24 protein-coding genes and 1 tRNA gene are annotated in these 24398 nt (G+C 54.2%); 13 read left to right on the forward strand and 12 right to left on the reverse strand.

The window, feature by feature from the left end:
* Positions 1–58: 58 nt before the first annotated feature.
* The 11 genes from AOC04_RS01305 to AOC04_RS01355 form a co-directional block, all read right to left on the reverse strand.
* Entirely contained in the window at positions 59–1828 is a 1770-nt protein-coding gene (locus tag AOC04_RS01305; RefSeq protein ID WP_060690807.1) for a hypothetical protein, read from the reverse strand.
* Positions 1825–2301, reverse strand: a complete 477-nt coding sequence (locus AOC04_RS01310; protein ID WP_060690808.1) for a hypothetical protein — start codon at positions 2299–2301, stop codon at positions 1825–1827. The genes AOC04_RS01305 and AOC04_RS01310 overlap by 4 nt, the downstream gene beginning before the upstream one ends.
* Positions 2298–3467: a dsDNA nuclease domain-containing protein gene (locus tag AOC04_RS01315; protein WP_060690809.1), complete on the reverse strand. Its 1170-nt coding sequence runs from the start codon at positions 3465–3467 to the stop codon at positions 2298–2300. Before AOC04_RS01315 ends, AOC04_RS01310 begins: the two co-directional genes overlap by 4 nt.
* A 631-nt stretch (positions 3468–4098) precedes the next feature.
* Positions 4099–4956, reverse strand: coding sequence for a hypothetical protein (locus AOC04_RS01320; RefSeq protein WP_060690810.1), 858 nt, complete (start codon positions 4954–4956; stop codon positions 4099–4101).
* A gap of 90 nt (positions 4957–5046) precedes the next feature.
* Positions 5047–7926, reverse strand: a complete 2880-nt coding sequence (locus tag AOC04_RS01325) for a DUF927 domain-containing protein (protein ID WP_060690811.1) — start codon at positions 7924–7926, stop codon at positions 5047–5049.
* Entirely contained in the window at positions 7923–8207 is a 285-nt protein-coding gene (locus tag AOC04_RS23710; RefSeq protein WP_060690812.1) for a DUF3077 domain-containing protein, read from the reverse strand. Before AOC04_RS23710 ends, AOC04_RS01325 begins: the two co-directional genes overlap by 4 nt.
* A gap of 531 nt (positions 8208–8738) precedes the next feature.
* Positions 8739–9074, reverse strand: a complete 336-nt coding sequence (locus tag AOC04_RS01335) for a hypothetical protein (RefSeq protein ID WP_060690813.1) — start codon at positions 9072–9074, stop codon at positions 8739–8741.
* Positions 9071–9337 (reverse strand): helix-turn-helix transcriptional regulator, encoded by a 267-nt coding sequence (locus AOC04_RS01340; RefSeq protein WP_060690814.1) that lies wholly within the window; start codon positions 9335–9337, stop codon positions 9071–9073. The genes AOC04_RS01335 and AOC04_RS01340 overlap by 4 nt, the downstream gene beginning before the upstream one ends.
* Before the next feature lie 80 nt (positions 9338–9417).
* On the reverse strand, positions 9418–10338 hold the full coding sequence (locus AOC04_RS01345) for a hypothetical protein (protein ID WP_060690815.1): 921 nt from the start codon (positions 10336–10338) through the stop codon (positions 9418–9420).
* A 241-nt stretch (positions 10339–10579) separates the two neighbouring features.
* Positions 10580–11821 (reverse strand): tyrosine-type recombinase/integrase, encoded by a 1242-nt coding sequence (locus AOC04_RS01350; protein ID WP_060690816.1) that lies wholly within the window; start codon positions 11819–11821, stop codon positions 10580–10582.
* A 164-nt stretch (positions 11822–11985) separates the two neighbouring features.
* Positions 11986–12070 (reverse strand) — tRNA-Leu (locus tag AOC04_RS01355).
* Between the two features lie 106 nt (positions 12071–12176).
* On the opposite strand from AOC04_RS01355, the gene queA reads away from it, so the two are divergent.
* From queA to AOC04_RS01385, 6 genes are all read left to right on the forward strand, one after another.
* On the forward strand, positions 12177–13238 hold the full coding sequence (gene queA / locus AOC04_RS01360) for a tRNA preQ1(34) S-adenosylmethionine ribosyltransferase-isomerase QueA (RefSeq protein ID WP_060690817.1): 1062 nt from the start codon (positions 12177–12179) through the stop codon (positions 13236–13238).
* Between the two features lie 11 nt (positions 13239–13249).
* Entirely contained in the window at positions 13250–14365 is a 1116-nt protein-coding gene (gene tgt / locus AOC04_RS01365; RefSeq protein ID WP_060696840.1) for a tRNA guanosine(34) transglycosylase Tgt, read from the forward strand.
* A gap of 42 nt (positions 14366–14407) precedes the next feature.
* Positions 14408–14746: a preprotein translocase subunit YajC gene (yajC, locus tag AOC04_RS01370; protein ID WP_003443398.1), complete on the forward strand. Its 339-nt coding sequence runs from the start codon at positions 14408–14410 to the stop codon at positions 14744–14746.
* Positions 14747–14813: 67 nt separating this feature from the next.
* A complete protein-coding gene (gene secD, locus AOC04_RS01375) occupies positions 14814–16682 on the forward strand; it encodes a protein translocase subunit SecD (protein WP_060690818.1) in 1869 nt (622 codons plus the stop codon).
* Between the two features lie 9 nt (positions 16683–16691).
* Positions 16692–17606: a protein translocase subunit SecF gene (gene secF, locus AOC04_RS01380; protein ID WP_060690819.1), complete on the forward strand. Its 915-nt coding sequence runs from the start codon at positions 16692–16694 to the stop codon at positions 17604–17606.
* A 122-nt stretch (positions 17607–17728) separates the two neighbouring features.
* Positions 17729–18256, forward strand: coding sequence for a glycine zipper 2TM domain-containing protein (locus tag AOC04_RS01385; protein WP_060690820.1), 528 nt, complete (start codon positions 17729–17731; stop codon positions 18254–18256).
* Between the two features lie 198 nt (positions 18257–18454).
* Here the strand turns inward: AOC04_RS01385 and suhB are convergent, their stop codons facing one another.
* Positions 18455–19270, reverse strand: coding sequence for a type III secretion system regulator SuhB (suhB, locus tag AOC04_RS01390; RefSeq protein WP_060690821.1), 816 nt, complete (start codon positions 19268–19270; stop codon positions 18455–18457).
* A 143-nt stretch (positions 19271–19413) separates the two neighbouring features.
* Between suhB and trmJ the strand changes: the two genes are divergently transcribed.
* From trmJ to hscB, 7 genes are all read left to right on the forward strand, one after another.
* Positions 19414–20184, forward strand: coding sequence for a tRNA (cytosine(32)/uridine(32)-2'-O)-methyltransferase TrmJ (gene trmJ / locus AOC04_RS01395; protein ID WP_060690822.1), 771 nt, complete (start codon positions 19414–19416; stop codon positions 20182–20184).
* Positions 20185–20186: 2 nt separating this feature from the next.
* On the forward strand, positions 20187–20963 hold the full coding sequence (cysE, locus tag AOC04_RS01400; RefSeq protein WP_060690823.1) for a serine O-acetyltransferase: 777 nt from the start codon (positions 20187–20189) through the stop codon (positions 20961–20963).
* 255 nt (positions 20964–21218) lie between these two features.
* On the forward strand, positions 21219–21710 hold the full coding sequence (iscR, locus tag AOC04_RS01405; protein WP_003443378.1) for a Fe-S cluster assembly transcriptional regulator IscR: 492 nt from the start codon (positions 21219–21221) through the stop codon (positions 21708–21710).
* A gap of 49 nt (positions 21711–21759) precedes the next feature.
* The gene (locus AOC04_RS01410) at positions 21760–22974 is read left to right on the forward strand and encodes an IscS subfamily cysteine desulfurase (protein WP_060690824.1); all 1215 of its coding nucleotides are present in this window, start codon (positions 21760–21762) and stop codon (positions 22972–22974) included.
* A gap of 96 nt (positions 22975–23070) precedes the next feature.
* Positions 23071–23457 (forward strand): Fe-S cluster assembly scaffold IscU, encoded by a 387-nt coding sequence (iscU, locus tag AOC04_RS01415; RefSeq protein ID WP_003443374.1) that lies wholly within the window; start codon positions 23071–23073, stop codon positions 23455–23457.
* A gap of 67 nt (positions 23458–23524) precedes the next feature.
* Positions 23525–23848 carry an iron-sulfur cluster assembly protein IscA gene (iscA, locus tag AOC04_RS01420; RefSeq protein WP_003443371.1) on the forward strand — a complete coding sequence of 108 codons (324 nt, stop codon included), beginning with the start codon at positions 23525–23527 and terminating at the stop codon, positions 23846–23848.
* 8 nt (positions 23849–23856) lie between these two features.
* Entirely contained in the window at positions 23857–24378 is a 522-nt protein-coding gene (hscB, locus tag AOC04_RS01425) for a co-chaperone HscB (protein WP_060690825.1), read from the forward strand.
* Positions 24379–24398: the final 20 nt, after the last annotated feature.

Genomic DNA, 24398 nt, shown 5'->3' on the forward strand with positions numbered 1-24398 from the left:
ACCTTGAGAGCTTATCGTAATAGTAAAAAAGCGCAGGCACTACCTGCGCTCTTCGCTTCTAATCGTTTATGCCGCCAAGGCTCAAGAACATTTTTTGCTCTTGTCCTTCGTAAGGAGGCAGCCACTCGACGTCGTTGTCATCCCCGTCGTAATGGTATTCGGTAGTTGAGAAAACTATCTGCGCACCATGCGTGACACACAATGCTTTCAAAGCGCTTAAATATCGACCTAAATCGTCATTATTTATTTCATGTTGCTTAGGTGTATCCAAAATCATAAACCTGAAACCCATTACTCCCTTTTCAGCAAAAACTTGGAAAACTGCCGCGTGGTACGCCAGTACAGCTCGAATCTTCGTACTACCTTTCAGTTGAGATATGGTCTCGACGCCTAATAGTGGCGTAAAATCATCTTTAAACGTGATATCTTTACTGACGTTGTATGTGTGTAGTAAGTCGAGCCAGTCTATAAAGTAGCGCCGAATATCCGACCGTACTTTAATCAGATCTGGAGAGTGTGACCGGTCTGCCGTAAATGATTCATAAAGAGTCAGCGCCTTATCACGCTCTACTAGCGCCTTGAACTGCTTCTCTTCCAGCACGGCTACTTTGTCAAGCTCGCTCAACTGAATTTGAAGTGTGAAGATCTGACTTTTTAGTCTTGTAATAGCCTCTACTAGTGTTGATATTTCACTCTTGGTGCTTGATAAGTTACGCTCATCAACTAAAGCTTGAATGGCTACCTCTTGAGCTGTGCGTTGACGATTCAGTTCTTCAATTCTGACTTCGTCAAGACCTGCATTTCGTTCTAAGTCTTTAATTTGATCGCGAAGGTATAGTAGGTTTTTACTGTAAGATTCGGAGCTTGAAGAGAATAGCTGGCATAAGTCCGCGCCACAAATTTCTCTGAATGATAGAAACACTCTTCGCGCTTCTTCATTGAGGTTAAGAGTTTCTATTTCTGTATTGATTTCGTGAACGATCTTACCTATTCCGAGATTGCGCCTTTGTAACTGATTGATTTCTGATGATACTTCTCTAATGGTGTTTCGATGATTGGATATCAAGCGATCCAACGCACCAATGGAGTCATCCCTGCTGGCTCCGGCACCTTGGAGATTTTCCACTTCAAACTCTAACTGCGATATTTCCAATGTCAGTTCAGGTCTGGATTTTTTGATTTCTAAAATATTACTTTTAGCAGTCTCTACCATTCTGGAAAGAGTCTGAGTGTCTTTGTCTAGAAAATCTAAACGCTCTTTTGCCCTGAAGCGATCTTTCTTTACATCAAACGAATTTTTAACAGGTAAATCAAAAACCATTCTCATCATTTCTGAGAATTGATCTTTAATGAATTTACTTGGAGGGCAATAAATTTCACTATAGCCGCCATCTTGATCTAAGTAGTACATGGGCAGCAGCGTAGCAAGGTAAGCTGCGCCAGGCTGATTGCCCACAGTAACTAAGTTATGAACTGTCAAGCCAAGCCATTCAAATATATAGCGAGAATAATCCTTTTCGTTATAGAATCTTTGAACTACACCTGTAGGTTCTACTACTTCGACGTCTAACTCTCTGCTGTATATTCGGCGTAAAAGCAAATTGCCTTTGTCAGATGCGACCGTAAGCTCTGCATGCTTGCACCGGTCATATATATCATTTCGGAAAATACTTGGAAAACCTAAACAGAAAGGAATGGACTGAACTACCGGGGTTTTCCCACATCCATTAGGCCCAAGTAGTTGAGTTATATCCTTCCCGAAAGTTAAGAGTCCAGATCCCCAACCCAGCTGGCCATTTGGGAATATTTTTAAACTTATAAGTTTCATTCCAACTCCAAGTCAAGCTGCTTCGCAACGCATATATTTCTGTAGGCTCTAGCTATATATGCCAGGTTGTATGAGAGGTCATCATCCTGGCTTGTTGCTCTGGAAATGATCTTCTTCCCTAACTCAGTAATAGCGAGGCGACTCTGTCTGTTGTTAACTTCAATGAGTGAGGTCTTTTCGAGGAATGTTATGGCTTTTACTGTTCTGACTCTTAAGTTTGCAGACCAGCCCAAGTGCTGAGCGGATCCCTTAAATCCAGGCATGGCCCCCTCAATACTTTCCCCGACTAGTTGGCCAACTTCAGAGACTCTCGGTTTTCTTTTGTCCTTAGCCATTAATAATACAATCAAGCATATCAATGGCAGCTGAAAAAGTGCTTCGTTATTTAACTGATGTCGACTCGATCCGAATTCTGCAACTGGCAGCGATATACTCTTGTCGGCAATTGAGGAAAAAAAGTTTTCAAAGTTCATGATTTACCTCTCACAAACGCAGAGAAAATTCCACCTAACAGGAGATCCTCGGTGAGGTCGAATCGTAGGCCTTGTGCTTCGAGTTCCGCGAGCAGGTTTTTAATTGGCATGCGCAGGCTGTTTAAGGCTAAAAAACCTTGTAGGTCTACCGTGTTCTTAAGAGTGGTGCCTACACGTTCAGAGATAGATAGCAGGTCGAGTTCCTGTATGACATGCCTAGCATTTCTAAACCAAAGGTCCCAATCTGTTTTACATTTGGAGCAATACATGACCATTGACGTGTCTGCCCCGCCGGCCTTCAATGCTCTCTGAATCATTGATGCTGACTTTATGGCGCTACTATCACCACCTTTCAAAAGACTATGATATGCGTCTTTTGAAATGCTTAATATGGTGAGAAGATCATCGATTGATATGCCCGCGCAGCTTTCAATAGATTCAGCATCCCAGGTCTTAATTACTCCACTTGACTTTCTTTCTACCAAGTCAAGAAGTCGTAGTAGAATTTCCCTGAACTCAGCGCGTTCTAGATCTATCTCGCTGAATTGATATATTTTTTCCTTTACTATTAACTCAAAGTAATTATCTCCATCTTTCAAGAAAGACACGTCTGACTCAAATGAAAGCTTTGATAGTTTTGATTTTGCTTCCTCTGGGCTATACGTTATGCAGTCATCCCCAAAACACTCTGTAAAGCGTTCAAGAATAACCTTTGAGAATTTACTAGCAAAAGCTCCAGACTCAATGTCAGTCAATAGTTCGTCAACTTCATCGCTATTATTTACATTGGTCTGGAAAATGACGGAGTTGCAATGTTCGTCAAAGATAACGGTGTGAAGTAATAGTTTTCCTATGAAGCTGTCCTTGATGGAGTCGGAGCTTTGTTTGGTTTGATCTTTTAGCCTGGTATTAAGACCAAAAACTTCATTGATAGTCCAGTTGTGGTTTTGCTTACCTTTTGTTTTAACCTGATAGAAGATATAAGAAAATCCATCTTTATCTTTTTTTCTAATAACGAAATCATCATGAAGATCGCAGTAAACCCTATCTACATTCGCTCCCTCCAGTATTGAGAGCGAGGCTACCGCTGCAGATCTGACCTGAGCGCGATATCTGCTGAATGAATCTCTACCGTTTTGCTCCCTGGCTTTTTTTGTATCAAGCATATGCAGCCCGTACTTTATTGTGTATTTCCATATAGATAGCCGCGGTCTTGCAGGAGCCAATGGCTTTAATGCTAGTTCATATAGATAGCATTAATAACAAAGTCGTCCTGACATTTACCCTAGCCCCAAAATTGGCACATTGCCATCAGCCAAACTTAACGGGTCAAGCTGCATTGGTAAAGCTCGGGAATGGCATATTAATTTTCGATCCTGCAGCATCAGCACCTCTTGACGCTCTTGGGACGCAGCCTGCTTCAGACGAGGCCGGACGCTAACTGCTTGGTAGGCTTCAATTATCTGGTCGGGATCCCTGTATAAGTACGCGATTGCTTTTCACTTTAACGTCAAGCCGCTCCCTTTCAGAAAGAGCCGCCTATGGATAATTTTGGAGGCGTAAGCGGTAGATTCGTTGGTTTCTTGGCATGAAATTGACCCGGGTGAGCATCTACCGATAGCCGATTGCGACCTGTCACAACAACCGTTTCGGGCCTGACCTCGTAAAGGTAGGAAAGGTTGCCTGATCAGATTGGTTCAACGGAGTTGATCGATCTGCGGGCTATCTGAAGTTCCACCGTCTTGCAGTGCGAGAAACTGGAAAAGTAAACAGCCCGCGAGAGCGGGCTGTTTCGGTTCACGCGGCGAGTAGTTCTTCCAGTGAGATGTTACGGGCGACCGCTGCCAAATCGGCACGATCAAGTCTCGAATGGAAGGGGCCGAATCGAGGCACCTCAAACCCAGACAAAGCATCTCCCATTCCGCCTTTTTGATAGCTTACGGCAAGTATCTGGGCGCCCACCGCCACCAGTCGCTCGGTCGCAGCGTTCCACTCTTCGTCCAACGCAAACCCAACGGCGCTCAACGCTGCTGCTTTAGCTTCATCTCCGCGCTGGCGGGCAGACAAGATTTGAGTCTCGATGGTATCAAGCTCGACTTGTAGAGCGCCGAGGATAAGATCCTGCCTTCTGACCTGCTCGTCCGTTGTTGCAAGTTGTTTTGCTGCCTTTTGCATTTCGCTGCTCGCTGTTTTTTCCCCCTCGATGTCACCATCTGCCAGGCTTTTGGCGTAGGACGTTGCAGCGTCACGCTCGGCTTTTTGCGCTTTTTCCAGTGCGTGATCTGCCTCCAATTGAATCGTCTGAAACCGCTCACTCATATGCGCTTTTTTTCGTTCCAGCGCTTCGACTTCAGCAGCTGCATCGGTCATTGATTTAATAGAGTCAGCTTTGACCTGATCAATTTTTCCCAGGCGCTCTAGGTGTTGAATCTTCCGATCAATTGCTGCGAGTTCGCCTGGAATCGCGCGTATGCGTGCTTCTACGGTTGATAGCTTATCCGCAGCTGCTCTGCCTTCCGGACTTCCAATTGCGTTGCCATTAGCGCTGAATTCGCTGGGTGTATTGCGCCATTCAGCCTCCAGTTGTGGAAGACTTTGTTCCAGTGTTTCCAGTTCTTGAGTCAGAGTGGCTTGTTTCTGTTTTAGCTTGTTCATGGCGAATTCCTAAATGCGAAAGATGGATTGGTTTTTTTCGTTGGCGGGCCAGGCCAAAGTGAGCCTGCGTTCCTCGTGACGCAGCCGTATTTAGGTCGCCTGGCCGCCGTTATCGCCTTGTTCGGGTACTGCGACAACCACGTAGCAACGCTGCAGGCCCAGTCCCGGTAGTCGCACTGCGGTCGAGGCTTTGCCGTCCTTTCCAGGCTCTAGAACACCTCGTCGCAGAAGCTCTTTATTAACCGCACTCAGGTTCATGCCCCGGAAGATTTCGGACCGCCATGCTTCGGGTAGCACGTAATAGGTGTTGGTCGTGTGCAGGGCGTCGCCCATGCCGTGTTCCATCGTCTTGCGAAAGCCCAGCCGATCAATCGTGCGCGGGCCATGCTCATCGATCTTGGCGGCGGCCGACTCCCAACGCGTGAAACGGCTTTCTCCAAAGCGCTCAATGACCTGACGAAACCGCGCCAAAATCGCATCGCCCTCGAAGTTTCCCGCGCCGCCACGCTCTGCCAACCATGCGTGCAGACACACCCGTGCGGCGGTCGTGGCCGTGCCATCGGGCCAGCCGGTGACGCCGAAAGCGGTGGCTAATTCTCCGGCCGCTGCTGCGAGGCCGAAGCGAAGGGCCGCGCGCTGGGCTTGTCCACTGGCTGAGGGGGGTAAGTTTTGGGTGATGAATTGCTCCACCGTGCGACGGACAATCACCGACCATCTGAGCATTTCTCCGGGCGTACACAGTGCGTGCAGGTAGGCGGTGAGCGGTGTGCCGTAGTATTTGGCCACTCGGGCTTTGAGTGCGTCAGAAAGGGCGGCAGCGTCCTCGAAACCATTAAGTACGTCGAACATGCCGAGCCCTTTACTGGCATCTGCAGGTACGGCGAGCATGCGTACTTCCATGCCAGCTTTGAGCTCTTTGTTGGCCTCGGCCATGTGTTGCGCCAAGGTTTTCTCGCCGGTGGAGAGAAACAGCAAACGCCACTCTTGAACCTGTCGGCCAGCTTGGCCACGATCATTAGCACGTGCTTTGCCGGTGCCGTTGCCGAGCATGTACACGGTTTCGCCAATGATGCGGGGGTCGCACATGCCGATTTCGTCGAGGACGAGGAGGCCGTCCGAGTGCGCGGCAGCGATGGACTCCAGTGCGTTATCGGTCGAGCGCCATGACCGCACCAAGCGCGGCCCGCCGTAGATCGAGGCAGCGACTTGCAGGTGGGTGGTTTTACCGCCCGAGCTATCTCCGTATAGGTGAAAACCGCCTGATTCATGACCAAGCATGTGCAGCACTGGTCCAGCAAACGCCACGCTGGCCACAAATGCCAAGCGATGATTGCCAACGCACAAGGCGCCGATTTGCTCTTGCCATTGCTCCAGGGTGCCAGCCTCGCTGATAGGCGGCAGTTGGGCGCCTGCTTCGTAGAAGTGCAGGTGCTCAGTGTGGGAACCGACTTGCTGTTCTGGCAGTAGAAAGGCGCTGTCATGCCAGCCCAGTCGTGTGACCAAGCGTGCGCGCTGTGCGCTGTCGAAGCCTTGGAAGTAGCTCTGTAAGTCGTTGCGTGCATTGCGGCTGGAGCGTGTTCCAGCAAGGCGCAGGCCCATATCTACCAGCGGACCAAGAACGTCCTTTCCGAAGTCGCCGGTCATGGTACGCGCCGGAATGTTCCAGCGTTTTTTGGCGCCGTCCGGATCGTCAAACTCGACCAGCAAACCCCAGTTATGACCTTTGGCATCGCGTGTGCGAGCGAGGATTTCAAGTGGTGAGCACACAGGGCGGGACTCGCCATCTTCACCGGAGTAAAACACACCTTCGTGAGTCAGGCGAAAGCCGCTGGGTAGAGTGTCTGTCTTGGGTTTCGCCGCACGCTTGGCCGGTGCTTTTACCTTGGTCTCTGCGGCTGGGGCAGGGGCAACACCAAATAGTTCGCCAGTGCGCTCCAATTCGGCAATGTGGCTCGATGTCCAGCCTTTGGCGAGTGCGTCCGCTGCATCGTCGCCTTGCTCCCACGTACCGCCCTTGGCGAAACCGGGCAGATCATTTTTGAGGGTTGGTTTGCGTTTGAAGTTTTCCAGCGCAATTACGCGAACTGAATCGGCTCCGATTGCTTCCAGTTCTTTAGCAACGGCCTCCATGCAGGTTGTTCCGCTCGGGTCGTTATCGGGCCACAACACGACCGTGCGATTTTTGAGAGGGGACAGGTCGGCTTTGTGCCAGGCATTCGAGCCATTTGGCCAGCAGGTGGCCACGTAGTCTGGAAAGAGTTCGGAGGCAGCATCTGCGGCTTTTTCACCTTCGCACAGCACCACTGTGGTATGACCTTGCAGGCTGAGCTCGTGCAGTCGCAGCAATGGGCGAGGCTCGGGCAAGCCTTGCCACCGCCACTGGATCGATTGGTTATCTGAGCTCTGGCACCACGTTAGCGGAGCGAAGACTTTCTTGGTTTTGCCGTCTTCGTCGATACCTAGGTCAAAGCGATAAAGCGCCATAAGTGGCTGGCCTTGAGTATCGCGATAGGTCCAGATTTTGGATGGCGTGCCGTGTTGTCGATGCTTGGCGGGGCACTTGTTCATGGCCTCGGTCGGGATCGGCTGAATGGCAACCCATTCGGCAGGTGGGCTTTTGGTGGGTGTTGGTTTTGAGCGTGAGTCCTCGGCGCTCACTCGCAGTAGCTCTGCAAGTTTGTTGCAGGCTTCTACGTCGGTGCAGCCATCCAGGTAGCGCACCAAATCAATCAGATCGCCGCCCTTGTCACCGGTTGCAAAGTCGGCCCACGTCCCTTTGCTCAGGTTGATTTTGAGCGACCCTGCATGCTTGTCGTTGCGGGTGGGATTGGGAGCGGTGTACTCCTTGCCGCCGTCCACACGTTTGCCGTTGGGCAACCAGTGGGTGAGTACACGATCAATATTTTGTAGAGCGGCGCGTTTAACTTGGGCGAACGTCGGTCGACGTGAATGGGATATTGGGGGGCTCATAGGCCACCGTCTTGAGCGTGTTGCAGCCCCAGGGTGACGTCATCAATGAGCGCTTTGGCCATCTCGCTGAGATAGTGCGAGGCCCATCGCATGGCTTCGTTGCCATCGTCCATGGCGCCGAGGAACGTGAGGGTGTTGACGCAGCTCATAAGGAGAGACGCGTGCTGCAGGGCTTCTTCGCCCGATACACCGGCATTGACGGTGAAAAGGTGTTGGTTTTCGGCGTTGCACTTGGCGAAGGTGGCGCCACCAACGGTATGGACCAAGGGTGAGGAGTTCATTGGCCACCCCTTCCAGAAGCGAGGGCGCGGGCTTTGGACATGTGGAGGTTGTAGCGGGCGAGGCGGGTGGTGAGGCTGGAGTCGGCGTGTAAAGCGGCGAGAGCCATTGCTCGATGAGCTGCGGCGCGAATTTTGGACGGATTGAGGGCGTGATTCATTTGGCGTAACTCCTATTGTTGAGGAGCTGCCACGAACCGCCGTCAAACGATTTAGGGTGGCAGCTGTGCGCAGGTTGACGGACCGGGACAATAGGAACCCGGCAGACCCGAAGGTCTCCCACGCACAGCCGCCATAAAACGGATATGCGGACGCAAAAAAAGCGCCTGCAATCGTTATGGGGGCGCCTGTGCGCCTATTGTTGATCGGGCCGTCAAACCCGTTCGCTGATTTTGCAGCGACGGCAAAAGGGTAACGTTCCCTTTGGCAAAGCGCAACTGAGCGGAGGTCTTGCGGTATTTCTTGATGCAACATAAATTGAGCGGGCATGTAGATTCACCTCAACGCCTCCGGTTGCAGCCGGGGGCGTTTTCGTTAGTGCTTGGTGGTGTTTGGACGAGTCAGGGTCAACCAGCTCAGATGCTGGCCTTTGCGGGACTCGGAGCGCATGTGCTCCAGCGCGCGAGGATTGGCCAGCAGGTTGGGGATGAGTTGTTGTGCATCCTCAATGACTACGCCTTTGGGCACCTCTACAGCCAGCAGCACCCAATCCAGTGTTGGCCAAGCCAAAATCAGAACATGGGCGCCTTCGGCAATGGCCCGGTTTCGCAGGGCGAGCAGACGCTCTTGCCCTTTTGCAGCCCCCGGTAATGAGGTCGTAAAGACGTCCATTGCATCGAGAAGGGTATGTGGCAGGAAGAGGGGAGTCATGCGGCCACCTTGTCGCGAATGGCGATGCGGGCAAGTGTCCAGCTCTGCACTTCCTCCAGCACCCAGGCAACTGGCGCGCCCCGGGCGTTGCTGTTGCTCAGTTTTACGGGAGTGGGAAAACGGCTTTCGGGTTGCTGCATAAGTTTGTAGATAGTAGGGCGTGCAAGGCCGACGATGGCCATGACTTCATTGATGCGGATTAAGGTCGTTGCCGGGTCGCGTGGTGGCAGGTTGTTGAGTGTTGAAGTGCGAGAGAGGGTCATAGTCGTGCCTGTATGGTGAGAGACAGGCACAGGCTAGAGAGAGGCAGGAAAGCAAACACGGTTTGCTTTTTTATTGAATTTCAACGAGGCAGGAAACGACCTTTCTTCAGGTATTTCCTGACGGTTGGTGATGAAGCAATTCCATCGCTTTCTACTAGCGCTTTCACTAGCTCAGAAGCGGATATTTTTGGGTTTAATGCGATATGGCGCTTTGCTGACTGAGTCACTCTTTGAAACGTGTGCAATGCGTTCAGTTGTTTCTCTGAGTTTGGCTTGCTGTTGGCTTTACCTGCGGCTGAGGCTCTTTGAAAAGCCTTTGAAGAAAATGCGCTACTGAGTGGTTTGTGTAAAAAGCTGGAGACATTGAATGACTTCTTGGATACGTCAATATTTTCAATTTGTTTGCACAGCTCTGCCAGCATCAGAGCTCGTTGAGCGTCCCCCAGAAATTCGCGAAAGGATTCGCGGGCTTCTATTTCAATGTCTCTGTCTTTGAGGCGTTCCTCTTGGACGAGGGCTGCATACTTCTTCGGGTCTGCTGCATGCAAATGGACGACAAGGTCTTCATCCAGGTCGTAAACGGACACTTCGGTTTCAAATAGCCAATTGGCAAGAACCGTTACCCCCTGGGTGGCTTGAACCAAGGCGTAAGTGGCTACAAGTTGAGAGTTTTCAGCTTCCTTGTCCACGCGGGAGAGTCGCCGTATGACATCCGATAGTGTGGCTGGATTGGCACAGTCCGCATGTTCTTCTATGGGGTCGCGAAGCCGATATAGCGTTGCGATCACAGAACCTGCGGCGTCTGAGTAGCAAAGATCTTCAAGCCAAAATGAAGTGGCGTAGTCAATTAACCCGAAGGCTTCTTTGAAGTGTTCGTGAAATTGAGGATAAAGCGCTAACTCTCTAACAGCCTGCTCTATTTCGTTTTGTTCGTGGAGCAGACTGCTGACGTCGAAGCCTGCAATCTCCAGGACCCCGTACGGCATATTTTCATTGTCCATTCACTCGCCCCTCGCCCAAGTTTATGGGTATCACCCCAGCGCTTTTGTGTGACTGATTTTCTCTGGTAGCAGCTTGATGGCTAGGGAGAGCCGTTACATAGCATGATCACGTTACACGCTGTGTATTGCGGTTAATTTTTGCGTGTTACATGGGAAAAGTTCTTTTATTTCTTATAGTTATTTACGTGCGTTACACGAGTAACACAGGTAACACCGGATTTCTTGAAGTGAAGGCGCGCGCTCACAACGCTTTCCCGAAGTCTGCATGCACCACATTCCCGGCGCTTAGTTCTTCAAGGTGGTCGGCATACCACTGAATCATCTTGATGCGGTTATCGAGGTATTGGGCCTTGTTGTAAATCCCGGAGATGCCTTGTTCTTTGTGTGCCAGTTGAGCCTCTACATGCTCTTTTGGCCAGCCATGCTCCCTCAGGAGTGTGCTCGCGGTGTGTCGAGTGCCATGACCTACAAGACGACCTTTGTAGCCAATAGTGGAGAACACTTTGTTGATGGTGTTTTCGCTGATGGTCGGGTTCTTTGCGCCGACTCCGGGGAATAGCCACCGACTACGGCCGGTTAATGACTGCAACTCCTTCAGCGCCTCTATAGCTTGCTTGGGTAGAGGGCTTACAAAATCCCTGCGCATCTTCATTTTCTCTGCCGGTGTGGTCCACAGGGCTTTCTCAAGGTCTATTTCTTTCCACTCAGCAAAACGGACCATGCCCGGCCTTGAGGCTGTCCACAGGCAAAGCCATGCCGCTGTGCGAGCGGTGAGTCTGCTGGGGGTGTTTTTGAGTGCCTGAAGAAACTCACCCAGCTCGTGCTCGAGAAGGTGAGGGTGTTGCTGGGTCTTGGGAGCTTGCGCGGCAATATCCCGCAAGCGGCTCCCCGGATCGTTCTCTGTCAGTCCCAAGCCAATGGCCCGGCCAAAGATTTGATTGACCCAGGTGCGGCATTTCTCGGCAACGTTGTGGGCGTCACGAGCCTCAATGCTGGCCTGCAGGTCGGCGCAGTCGGTGCGGGTGATGTCGTCGAGAGGTTTGTCGCCAAGTGCCGGGAGTATGTCTTTGTCGAGGTAGGTGCGGATCTTGTTGAGGGTGGAGGGTGCCAGGCCTTTTTCTTCTTTGGCCTTGAGCCATGCGTCAGCGGCTGCGCGAAAGGTGCGGGCTTTGGCAATGTCGATGGCAGCTTTGGCAGAACGTTTCTGTTCCAGAGGGTCGGCACCGCTACTCACTACTTTGCGTAGTTCAGCAGCTTTCTCTCGTGCCACGGCACCACTGACCTCCGGATAACCCCCGAGCCCCATCCAGGCCCAATTGCCTGCCGGGCGTTTGTAGCGCAGTTGCCAGGATTTGCCGCCGTCAGGCTTTACCCGGAAGTAGAGACCGCCCCCATCAAGCTCTCGATATTCTTTTGACTCTGCCTCCAGCCCGGCCAGCGTGGTATCGGCCAGGGGGCGGCGCTTGATGTCTGCGCGCTTCATCCTTGTATCCCAAAGTTCGGTATTTTTCTCAGGATACAAGTGGGGATACAGGGATACAACGGATAGGGGGAGACAGGGGTAGATCGTCAGGCACAAAAAAACCGGCTCGGTGGCCGGTTTTCCTGTGCTGCGAGTCCTGTAAGAGACTTGCAGATACTGCTAGATGGTGCCCCGAGGGAGACTCGAACTCCCACTTCTTGCGAAAACGGATTTTGAATCCGCCGCGTCTACCAATTCCGCCATCAGGGCTCAATGGCGGCGAAGTATAGAGATGAGGTTTAGGTCGGTCAACAACTTATTGGTCTATTTTTACTAAGTCCGTTAAACTTCCCGGCCCTGCTAGACGAAACCTATCATGCGCGTTGCTGACTTTACTTTCGAGCTCCCCGATTCACTCATCGCACGCCATCCTTTGGCGGAGCGCCGTAACAGTCGCCTGCTGACCCTGGATGGGGAGAGCGGGGCACTGGCACATCGTCAATTCACTGATTTGCTTGAGCATTTACGCCCGGGCGATCTGATGGTGTTTAACAATACCCGGGTGATTCCGGCCCGCTTGTTCGGCCAAAAGGCGTCGGGCGGCAAGCTGGAAATTCTGGTTGAGCGGGTGCTCGACAGTCATCGGGTGCTGGCGCATGTGCGCTCCAGCAAGTCACCTAAACCCGGGTCGAAAATCCTGATTGATGGCGGTGGCGAAGCCCAGATGCTGGCGCGCCACGATGCGTTGTTCGAACTGGGCTTTGCCGAGGAGGTTTTGCCTCTGCTGGACCGCGTCGGGCATATGCCGTTGCCGCCTTATATCGATCGTCCGGATGAAGGTTCGGACCGTGAGCGCTATCAGACGGTGTACGCCGAGCGCCTCGGCGCTGTTGCTGCGCCGACGGCAGGGCTGCACTTTGATGAGCCGCTGATGCAGGCCATTGCCGCCAAGGGTGTCGAGACCACATTTGTGACCCTGCATGTCGGCGCCGGTACATTCCAGCCGGTGCGGGTCGAGCGTCTTGAAGATCACCATATGCACACTGAATGGCTGGAAGTCGGCCAGGATGTGGTAGATGCCGTGGCGGCGTGCCGTGCACGGGGCGGGCGGGTGATTGCGGTGGGTACTACCAGCGTCCGTTCGCTTGAGAGTGCAGCCCGCGATGGCGTGCTCAAGCCGTTCAGTGGCGATACCGATATCTTTATCTTCCCGGGCCGGCCGTTCCATGTGGTCGATGCCCTGGTGACCAATTTCCATTTGCCTGAATCCACGCTGCTGATGCTGGTTTCGGCGTTCGCCGGTTATCCCGAAACCATGGCGGCCTATAAGGCTGCGGTTGAGCATGGGTACCGCTTCTTTAGTTACGGTGATGCAATGTTCATCACCCGCAATCCTGCGCCGACGGCTCCTGCCCCGGCCCCTGAGGATCAAGCATGAGCAACTGTCGTATGTCTTTCGAGCTGCTTGCCACTGATGGCAAGGCTCGTCGCGGTCGTCTGACCTTTCCCCGCGGTGTGGTCGAGACCCCGGCCTTCATGCCGGTCGGTACCTACGGCACGGTCAAGGGGATGCTGCCGCGCGATATCGTCGATACCGGCGCGCAGATGATTCTGGGTAACACCTTTCACCTGTGGTTGCGTCCTGGCACTGAAGTGATCAAGAAGCACGGCGACCTGCACGACTTCATGAAGTGGCAAGGTCCGATCCTGACTGACTCGGGTGGTTTCCAGGTGTTCAGCCTGGGGGCCATGCGCAAGATCAAGGAAGAGGGCGTGACCTTTGCTTCGCCGGTTGATGGCGCCAAGGTGTTCATGGGCCCTGAAGAGTCGATGCAGGTCCAGCGCGATCTGGGCTCCGACGTGGTGATGATTTTTGACGAGTGCACGCCGTACCCGGCAGACGAAGACGTGGCGCGTGTCTCCATGGAGTTGTCGTTGCGCTGGGCCCAGCGTTCCAAGAATGCCCATGGTGACAACACGGCGGCCTTGTTCGGTATCGTTCAGGGCGGCATGCACCAGAACCTGCGCGAGCGTTCGCTCGAAGGTCTGAACAAGATCGGTTTTGATGGTCTGGCCATCGGCGGCTTGTCGGTAGGCGAGCCCAAGCACGAAATGATCAAGGTGCTGGATTACCTGCCGGCGATGATGCCTGCTGACAAACCTCGTTACCTTATGGGAGTTGGCAAGCCGGAAGATCTGGTTGAGGGTGTGCGCCGCGGTGTGGACATGTTCGATTGCGTGATGCCAACCCGCAATGCCCGCAACGGGCATCTGTTTATTGATACCGGTGTAATCAAGATCCGCAACGCGTTCCATCGCCATGATGATTCGCCGCTGGATCCGACCTGTGACTGCTATACCTGCCAGAACTTCTCCCGCGCTTATCTGCATCATCTGGACAAGTGCGGCGAAATGCTGGGAAGCATGCTCAATACCATCCACAATTTACGGCACTATCAGGTGCTCATGGCTGGTTTGCGCGAGTCTATTCAACAGGGTACATTGGCCACCTTTGTCGACGCCTTCTATGCCAAGCGCGGGCTGCCTGTGCCGCCTTTGGACTGAGTTTCGGACCTTTAAGAAACAACATTGCAACTGGAGTGCTTAATGAGCTTTTTCATCTCTTCCGCTTTCGCGGACGCTGCTGCACCTGCCGCTGCTGGCCCTATGGGTGGCGGTTTTGAATGGATTTTCCTGGTCGGCTTCCTGGTCATCTTCTATCTGATGATCTGGCGTCCACAGGCCAAGCGCGCCAAAGAGCAGAAAGCCCTGTTGGGTAACCTGCAAAAAGGTGACGAGATCGTAACTACCGGTGGCATCGCCGGCAAAATCGTCAAAGTTTCCGATGCGTTTGTAGTGATTGAAGTGTCGGACACTGTTGAACTGAAAATTCAGAAAGGCTCTGTTGCAGCCACGTTGCCTAAAGGCACGCTGAAAGCGATCTAAAGTTTCAACTTTTAACAATCGACGGGGCGCGCAAGGCGCCCCGCGTTTTAAGCGGGCGGCGTGATTGATGCTGAACAAATACCCTCTGTGGAAATACATACTGATCCTGGCTGTGCTGGCGATCGGTTTTATTTATTCCGCTCCCAATCTGTACCCTGATGACCCGGCAATCCAGATTTCGGGTGCAAGCACGGCTTTGCAGGTCACTCAAGCTGATCTGGATCGTGCAAGCAAGGCACTGACGGATGCAGGCATTGAAGTGAAGGGCGCTACTTTGGCCCAGAACGGCAAAGGTGGTTTGCTGCGTCTGGTCAAGAAAGACGACCAGTTGCCAGCCAAGGATGTCGTACGCAAGGCTTTGGGTGACGACTATGTCGTAGCTCTGAACCTGGCACAGACCACGCCGCAATGGTTGCGTAGTCTGGGTGCTCACCCTATGAAGCTGGGTCTGGACTTGTCCGGTGGTGTGCATTTCCTGTTGGAAGTGGACATGGATAAAGCCGTCGACGCACGTATGAAAGTGTACGAAGGCGATGTCAAAAGCCTGCTGCGTAAAGAGAAAGTGCGTTATCGCAGCCTGCCGCAACTCAATGGCGCCATTCAGTTGGGTTTCACTGATGAAGCTGTCCGTGAGCAAGCGCGTAGCCTGATCCGCAAGAACTTCAATGACTTTGACGTAACCACAGCCGATCTCAATGGTCAGCCGGTTCTGCGTCTGGCGATGACCCCGGCCAAGCTGGCGGAAATCCGTGAATATTCCATCAAGCAAAACCTGACAACGGTCCGTAACCGGGTCAACGAGTTGGGTGTTGCCGAGCCTTTGGTTCAGCGTCAGGGTGCCAATCGCATCGTGGTTGAACTGCCGGGCGTGCAAGACACCGCCGAAGCCAAGCGTATCCTGGGCAAGACGGCCAACCTTGAGTTCCGTCTGGCAGCAGAGCCGGGCGCTTCCAAAGCCACTTCTGAAACGTTTGAATTCCGCGAGGGCAATCGTCCTGCCGCGCAAATCGAGCGCGGTTTGATCATCACCGGTGACCAGGTGACAGACGCTCAGGCAGGCTTTGACGAGCACGGTCGTCCGCAGGTGAACATCAAGCTTGATGGTCACGGTGGCGAGTTGATGAGCCGTTCGACTCGCAGCAACGTGGGCCGCAGCATGGCGGTAATCTTCATCGAGCAGCGCCCGGTGACGACTTACACCAAGCAAGTGGTCGACGGTGTCGAGAAGGACGTGCCGACCCAGACGTTCAAGGAAGACAAGAAGATCATCAGTCTGGCGACCATTCAGTCGCCGCTGGGCAGTCAGTTCCGGATTACCGGTCTGAATGGCCAGGGTGAGGCTTCCGAGCTTGCCTTGCTGTTGCGTGCCGGTGGTCTGGCAGCGCCAATGTACTTCGCTGAAGAGCGCACTATTGGCCCTAGCCTGGGTGCTGACAACATCACCAAGGGTATTGATGCTTCGCTGTGGGGCATGCTGTTCGTGTCGATCTTCATCATCGCCATCTACCGTTTCTTCGGTGTGATTGCGACGGTGGCGCTGGCGGGCAACATGGTCTTGCTGCTGGCCTTGATGTCGGTACTGGGTGCAACGCTGACCCTGCCGGGCATTGCCGGTATCGTCTTGACGATGGGTATGGCGGTCGATGCCAACGTGCTGATCTTCTCGCGGATCCGTGAAGAGATTGCCAATGGCATGACGGTGCAGCGAGCGATCAATGAAGGCTTCAGTCGCGCATTCACGGCGATTGTCGACTCCAACCTGACAACTCTGCTGGTCGGCGGGATTCTTTTTGCCATGGGTACCGGGCCGGTTAAAGGCTTTGCGGTAACCATGTCCCTCGGGATCTTTACCTCGATGTTCACGGCCATTATGGTGACCCGCGCTATGGTCAACCTTGTGTATGGCGGTCGGGACTTCAAGAAGTTGTGGATTTAAGGGGCTGCCATGTTACGTACAATCAACTTCATGGGCGTTCGCAACGTTGCGTTCGGCGTCACTGTAGTACTCACCGTGCTGGCTTTGTTCAGCATGTTCCACAAGGGCATGAACTACGGCCTGGACTTCACTGGCGGTACGCTCATCGAGCTGACCTACGAGAAGCCGGCAGACCTGACCAAGGTGCGTACCGAGCTTGCTTCGGCAGGTTTCCATGATGCTGTGGTACAGAGCTTTGGTGCTACCACCGACCTGCTGGTGCGTATGCCCGGTGATGATCCGCTGCTGGGCAACAAGGTAGCGGCGGCATTGGGGCAGGCCGATACGGCTAACCCTGCGGTCATCAAGCGCGTTGAGTTCGTGGGCCCGCAAGTAGGTGAAGAGCTGCGCGATCAGGGCGGCCTCGGCATGCTGATGGCGCTGGGCGGCATCATGCTTTACCTGGCTTTCCGCTTTCAGTGGAAGTTCGCGGTGGGCGCGATTGTGTCCCTGGTTCACGACGTGATCGTGACCATGGGCGTGCTGTCGTTCTTCCAGATCACCTTCGACCTGACGGTGCTCGCGGCGGTGCTGGCCATCATTGGTTATTCGCTCAACGACACCATCGTGGTATTCGACCGGGTGAGGGAGAACTTCCGGGTGCTGCGCAAGGCCAGCCTGATCGAGAACATCAACATCTCGACCACGCAAACCCTGTTGCGCACCATGGCAACTTCGATCTCCACCCTGTTGGCGATCGCGGCACTGCTGATCTTCGGTGGCGATAACCTGTGGGGCTTTTCGATCGCACTGTTCGTGGGTGTATTGGCGGGTACTTACTCGTCGATCTACATCGCGAACGTGGTGTTGATCTGGCTGAACCTGAGTGCGGAGGATTTGATTCCTCCTGTTGTGACTGACAAGGAGATCGATGACCGTCCATAACGGTTAATCATCTTCGGGTTGCAACCTAAAAAGGCGCGAGTATTGAACTCGCGCCTTTTTTTGTGCTCCAAGGCTGGGATTAGCGTGGGATTTTTCCCATCTGTGATGGTTTGGAGGTTCAAGTGAACAAGTCTTTGCTGGTAGGTGCTGTTTTAGGTGCGGTGGCTGTGACCGCCGGGGGCGCTTTTGCCACCTACACCCTGGTTAAAGGCCCTGAGTCTGCGCAGGTACTGGCTGTTCAGCCGGTCACGCAACAGATCAAGACACCGCGTGAAGTGTGCAAGGATGTGACTGTGACGCGTCAGGCGCCGGTCAAGGATCAGCATCAGATTGTCGGTAGCGTGCTTGGCGCGGTAGCCGGCGGTTTGCTGGGTAATCAGGTGGGTGGTGGTAACGGCAAGAAGATCGCCACGGTGGCCGGTGCGGTCGGTGGTGGCTATGCCGGTAACAAGGTTCAGGAAGGCATGCAGAACCGCGATACCTACACCACGACTCAAACGCGCTGCAACACGGTCAACGACATCAGTGACAAGGTTGTCGGTTACGACGTGCGTTACTCGCTGGATGGCAAGGAAGGCAAGGTGCGGATGGATCACGAGCCGGGCAGCGAAATTGCCGTCGACAAGCAGGGTAAGTTGATCCTGAATTAAGGCCGCTGCAGGAGCGAGCTTTGCATCGGGACATTCCAGATATCGAGTCTGCTGGTGAGCAGCTCGCGAGCAAGCTCGCTCCTACAGGTATTCGCAAGGTTCGTGTTTGGAGTTTGGTCGAAGGTTTGTAGGTCTTTGTCCGAATTGCAGTCAAAAAAAAGCACCCCGAGGGGTGCTTTTTTTGTGCGCGGGTTTCGCTTAGCGTTTCAGCGAGGCCGGCAGGTGTGGCTGGATAGCAGTCAGTACAGCTTTGAAGCACTTGGTGTTACCGGCAACGATGTGGCCTTTTTCAAGGAAATCGTGGCCGCCGGTGAAGTCGCTGACGAGACCGCCGGCTTCTTGAATCAGCAGGGCGCCTGCTGCCATGTCCCATTCGGACAGGCCCGACTCCCAGAATGCGTCATAACGGCCGGCTGCAACGTAAGCCAGATCCAGGCTGGCAGCACCGGCGCGGCGGATGCCGGCGGTCTGGCCAACCAGGCTGCGGAACATTCCCAGATAGTTATCCAGGTTGTCCATCTGGTTGTCGCGGAACGGGAAGCCGGTGCCCAGCAGGGCGCCTTCAAGGCTGGTGCGACCGCTGACACGCAGGCGGCGACCGTTGAGTTGGGCGCCACGGCCACGGCTGGCGGTGAATTCTTCCTGGCGAACCGGGTCTAGAACCACTGCGTGCTCAAGGCGACCGCGATATTTACAGGCGATGCTTACTGCGAAGTGTGGAACGCCGCGCAGGAAGTTGGTGGTGCCATCCAGCGGATCGATGATCCACAGGTAGTCTTCACCTTCACCGCTGCCTGGGTGCATGCCGGTTTCTTCACCGCGGATGCCGTGTGTCGGGTAGGCCTTGCGCAAGGCGTCGATGATTTTCTGTTCAGCAGCACGATCGACTTCAGAGACGTAATCCTTGGCGTCTTTTTCGTCGACCTTGATGGTATCCAGGCGCTCGATGGAGCGGAAAATCAATTCACTGGCGCTGCGGGCGGCGCGCAGCGCGATATTCAGCATGGGCTGCATGGACGTTTCACCTAGGTCGTTAAAGAAAGCCGAATATTCTATCAGAAAAGTTCGGTAGATGAAGGTTTGCATTAGCTTTCGTAGCTTATGGCGTTTCGCTTAGGTAAGATTTGCTCCCTTTTGTTGGCCTGTGAGCACTTCCTTTGCTGCCTAATATTCGTGTCGTTCTGGTTAATACCAGTCATCCCGGGAACATCGGTGGTGCTGCGCGTGCCATGAAAAACATGGGGTTGTCGCGGCTGGTTCTGGTGGAGCCCAGGTTGTTTCCGCACCATGAAGCTGATGCCCGGGCGTCGGGGGCGGGGGACATTCTTGAAAATGCGCAAGTCGTCGCCACCCTGGAAGATGCTCTGGTGGGCTGTAATCTGGTGCTTGGCACCAGTGCTCGAGATCGTCGCATCCCTTGGCCGCTGCTGGATCCGCGCGAGTGCGGGCAAAAAGTGGTCGAAGAGGCCGCTCAGGGGGCTGAAATCGCTTTGGTGTTCGGTCGTGAAGATTCGGGTCTGACCAATGAAGAGCTGCAACGCTGCCATTACCATGTGCATATTCCTTCGGATCCCGAATTCAGCTCTCTGAATCTCGGTGCGGCCGTGCAGGTGTTGAGCTACGAGATCCGCATGTCGTGGCTTGCTGCTCAGGGGCAGCCGAGCAAGATCGAAAAAGAGGAAGTGGCTTCCACTAAGAGTGGTGAGCTGGCGACCATGGATGAGCTGGAGCGCTTCTACGAGCATCTGGAGCAGACGCTGGTAGCCATCGAATTTATGGATCCGGAAAAGCCGCGCCATCTTATGGCGCGCTTGCGTCGGCTGTATGGGCGTAGCTCGGTCAGTCGCGCAGAAATGAACATTTTGCGTGGCATTCTCACCGAAACCCAAAAAGCAGCTCGTGGCGAGTTGCTCAAGCGCAAGGATTAATGATGTTCGAGCGTCTGCGTGAAGATATCCAAAGTGTTTTTCATCGTGACCCTGCTGCGCGTAATGCTTTTGAAGTGTTGACCTGCTATCCGGGCATGCATGCCATCTGGATTCACCGCTTGTCCGCTTTGCTGTGGGGGGCTGGCTGGAAATGGCTGGCTCGTCTGGTGTCGAACTTCGGGCGCTGGCTGACCGGGATCGAGATTCATCCGGGGGCAAAGGTGGGGCGTCGGTTTTTCATCGATCACGGTATGGGTATCGTCATTGGTGAGACGGCTGAAATCGGCGACGACGTGACCCTTTATCAGGGTGTGACGCTGGGCGGCACCAGCTGGAACAAGGGCAAGCGCCATCCGACTCTGGAAAACGGTGTGGTGGTGGGTGCGGGCGCCAAGGTTCTTGGGCCATTTACGGTCGGTGCCGGTGCCAAAGTCGGTTCCAATGCCGTAGTGACCAAGGCGGTGCCTGCTGGCGCGACGGTGGTCGGTATTCCGGGTCGTATCATCATCAAGGGTGGCGATGAGGCGCAAGCCAAGCGCAAGGCAATGGCCGAGAAGATTGGCTTTGATGCTTACGGTGTCGGTGAGGATATGCCGGATCCGGTGGCGCGGGCGATTGGCCAGCTGCTGGATCACCTGCAGGCGGTCGATGGCAAGCTTGATGGCATGTGTGGAGCACTCAAGGATCTGGGTAGCACGTATTGCGCCAAGGACTTGCCAGAACTGCGCGAAGAAGACTTTGCCTGCGTCAAGGGCAAGGATGAAAGCAAAGCGGTCTAGGCCTTGCTTTAACCTTGTGGGAGCCGGCTTGCCGGCGATGCGTTTTAGCGCTGCGCTGAGCAATCGCTGGCAAGCCGGATGCTGAAGGCTTGTGCGTCAGGTCTTGATGCCTCATGTGCCATTACGCCGCATACCCTGCTACAATGCGCGCGCTCTTTTGCGGGTAATCCCGACTAAAGTACTAGGTCTAATACTTGACTTAAATAGTCGGGAATAGCATACTCGCCTCCATTCCGAATTCCGTGGTACCTGTCCATGAGACTGACTACAAAAGGCCGTTACGCCGTTACTGCAATGCTTGATTTGGCGTTGCATGCACAGCACGGGCCGGTGTCCCTGGCTGATATTTCCGAGCGCCAGGGCATCTCCCTATCCTACCTTGAGCAACTGTTTGCAAAGTTGCGCCGCAGCAGCCTGGTTTCCAGTGTGCGTGGTCCGGGTGGCGGCTATCAGCTGTCGCGTGACATGCAGGGTATTCAGGTAGCCCAGGTTATCGATGCAGTGAACGAGTCTGTCGATGCCACGCGTTGCCAGGGGCTTGGCGACTGCCATGCCGGCGACACGTGCCTCACCCATCACCTGTGGTGCGACCTGAGCCTGCAAATCCACGATTTTCTCAGCGGTATCAGCTTGGCTGATCTTGTCACTCGCCGTGAGGTACAAGAAGTAGCCCAGCGTCAGGATCAGCGCCGCTGTAATGGCAAGGCGCCGCACCTGGATAAGATCGAAGCGTCCGCCGTCGAGTGATTGCATAAAAACGACGGTGCGCCAGCCAGCCTGATTTAGGAGATAGTCCATGAAATTGCCAATTTACCTCGATTATTCAGCCACTACCCCGGTTGATCCGCGTGTTGCTCAAAAAATGAGCGACTGCCTGCTGGTTGACGGCAACTTCGGTAACCCGGCGTCGCGTTCTCACGTATTTGGCTGGAAGGCTGAAGAAGCGGTTGAGAATGGCCGTCGTCAGGTTGCTGATCTGGTTAACGCCGACCCGCGTGAAATTGTCTGGACCTCCGGCGCGACCGAGGCCAACAACCTGGCGATCAAGGGTGCTGCGCATTTCTATGCCACCAAAGGCAAGCATCTGATCACCGACAAGATTGAACACAAGGCCGTCCTCGACACCATGCGTCAGCTGGAGCGCGAAGGCTTTGAAGTGACGTATATCGAGCCAGGTACCGACGGTCTGGTGACGCCGGCCATGGTTGAAGCGGCCATGCGTGATGACACCATTCTGGTTTCGATCATGCACGTGAACAACGAAATCGGCACCATCAACGACATCGCTGCGATTGGTGAGCTGACTCGCTCGCGCGGCGTGTTGTTCCATGTCGATGCGGCCCAGTCCACTGGCAAGGTTGAAATCGACCTGGCCAAACTGAAAGTCGACCTGATGTCCTTCTCGGCTCACAAGACTTATGGCCCTAAAGGTATCGGCGCACTGTATGTAAGCCGCAAGCCACGCGTACGTATTGAAGCCACCATGCACGGCGGCGGTCACGAGCGCGGCATGCGTTCGGGCACCCTGGCTACCCACCAGATCGTGGGCATGGGCGAAGCGTTCCAGATCGCCAAAGAAGAAATGGCAGCCGAGAACATCCGCATCAAGGCCCTGAGCGACCGTTTCTTCAAGCAGGTTGAACACCTTGAAGAGCTGTACGTCAACGGCAGCATGACCGCCCGCGTTCCGCACAACCTGAACCTGAGCTTCAACTATGTTGAAGGCGAGTCGCTGATCATGGCGCTCAAGGATCTGGCAGTGTCGTCCGGTTCGGCCTGTACTTCTGCTTCCCTTGAGCCGTCTTACGTATTGCGCGCCCTGGGCCGCAATGACGAACTGGCGCACAGCTCGATCCGCTTTACCTTCGGTCGTTTTACCACTGAAGAAGAAATCGATTATGCCGCGCAGAAGGTCTGCGAGGCTGTTACCAAGCTGCGCGCCTTGTCGCCGCTGTGGGACATGTACAAAGACGGCATCGACATTTCGAAAATCGAATGGGCGGCGCACTAACAATTTAAGTCGCCACAGGCAGGCGCCGTAAACGCAGCGAACAGCCGCTTTTACAGCGCCTCAAGAGTGACTCTCTGATGAGTGAGGATTAGTACCATGGCTTACAGCGAAAAGGTTATTGACCACTACGAGAACCCGCGCAACGTCGGCAAGATGGACGCGGAAGACCCGGATGTCGGCACCGGCATGGTTGGTGCACCGGCGTGCGGCGACGTGATGCGTTTGCAGATCAAGGTCAACGAGCAGGGCATCATTGAAGATGCCAAGTTCAAGACCTATGGTTGCGGTTCGGCAATCGCTTCCAGCTCCCTGGCTACCGAGTGGATGAAGGGCAAGACTCTGGATGAAGCAGAGACCATCAAAAACACTCAGCTGGCTGAAGAGCTGGCCTTGCCACCGGTAAAAATTCACTGCTCGGTACTCGCAGAAGACGCCATCAAGGCGGCTGTTCGCGATTACAAGCAGAAGAAAGGTTTGATCTGATCCGTTTGCTCGCTGCCAGCAGTGGCGTGAGCAGGGTGATGATACTGGCGATTCGTAAGGAGTCCTGATGGCTATCAGCATGACAGAAGCGGCGGCCCGGCATATTCGTCGTTCCCTTGACGGGCGCGGCAAGGGTGAGGGGATTCGTCTGGGTGTTCGCACCACGGGCTGTTCCGGTCTCGCCTATGTGATGGAGTTCGTTGATGAGGTCGGCAGTGAGGACCAGGTCTTTGAGAGTCATGGCGAAAAAGTGATCATTGATCCTAAAAGCCTGACCTATCTCGACGGTACCGAACTCGATTTCACCAAGGAAGGGTTGAACGAAGGCTTCAAGTTCAACAATCCCAACGTGCGCGGTGAATGTGGCTGCGGCGAAAGCTTCAACATCTGAGGCTACTCGTGGGCACTCCTTGTCATTTCGCATTATTTGAACTGCAGCCCGGCTTCACGCTGGATCTAGAGCAGTTGGCCACGCGCTACCGTGAGTTGGCGCGTGGTGTGCACCCGGATCGATTTGCTGATGCTTCCGAGCGTGAGCAACGACTGGCGCTGGAGCAATCCGCCAGCCTCAACGAGGCCTACCAGACGCTCAAAAGCCCACCCAAGCGCGCGCGTTACCTGCTTGCGATGAATGGGCGTGAGATGCCGCTGGAAGTCACGGTGCATGATCCCGAGTTTCTGATGCAGCAGATGCAATGGCGCGAAGAGCTTGAAGACTTGCAAGACAGCGCCGATATGGCAGGTATTGCTGCATTCAAGCGTCGGCTCAAAGTCGCTCAGGATCAGTTGAACGACAGCTTCGCTGCTTGCTGGAATGATGCAGCGCAGCGCGAACAGGCCGAGCGCCTGATGCGCCGCATGCAGTTCCTCGACAAGCTCACTTACGAAGTGCGCCAGTTAGAAGAGCGCCTCGACGATTAACCCAGTGCCGCCACGGTTGC

It is taken from the genome of Pseudomonas versuta (assembly GCF_001294575.1).
GTDB lineage: Bacteria > Pseudomonadota > Gammaproteobacteria > Pseudomonadales > Pseudomonadaceae > Aquipseudomonas > Aquipseudomonas versuta.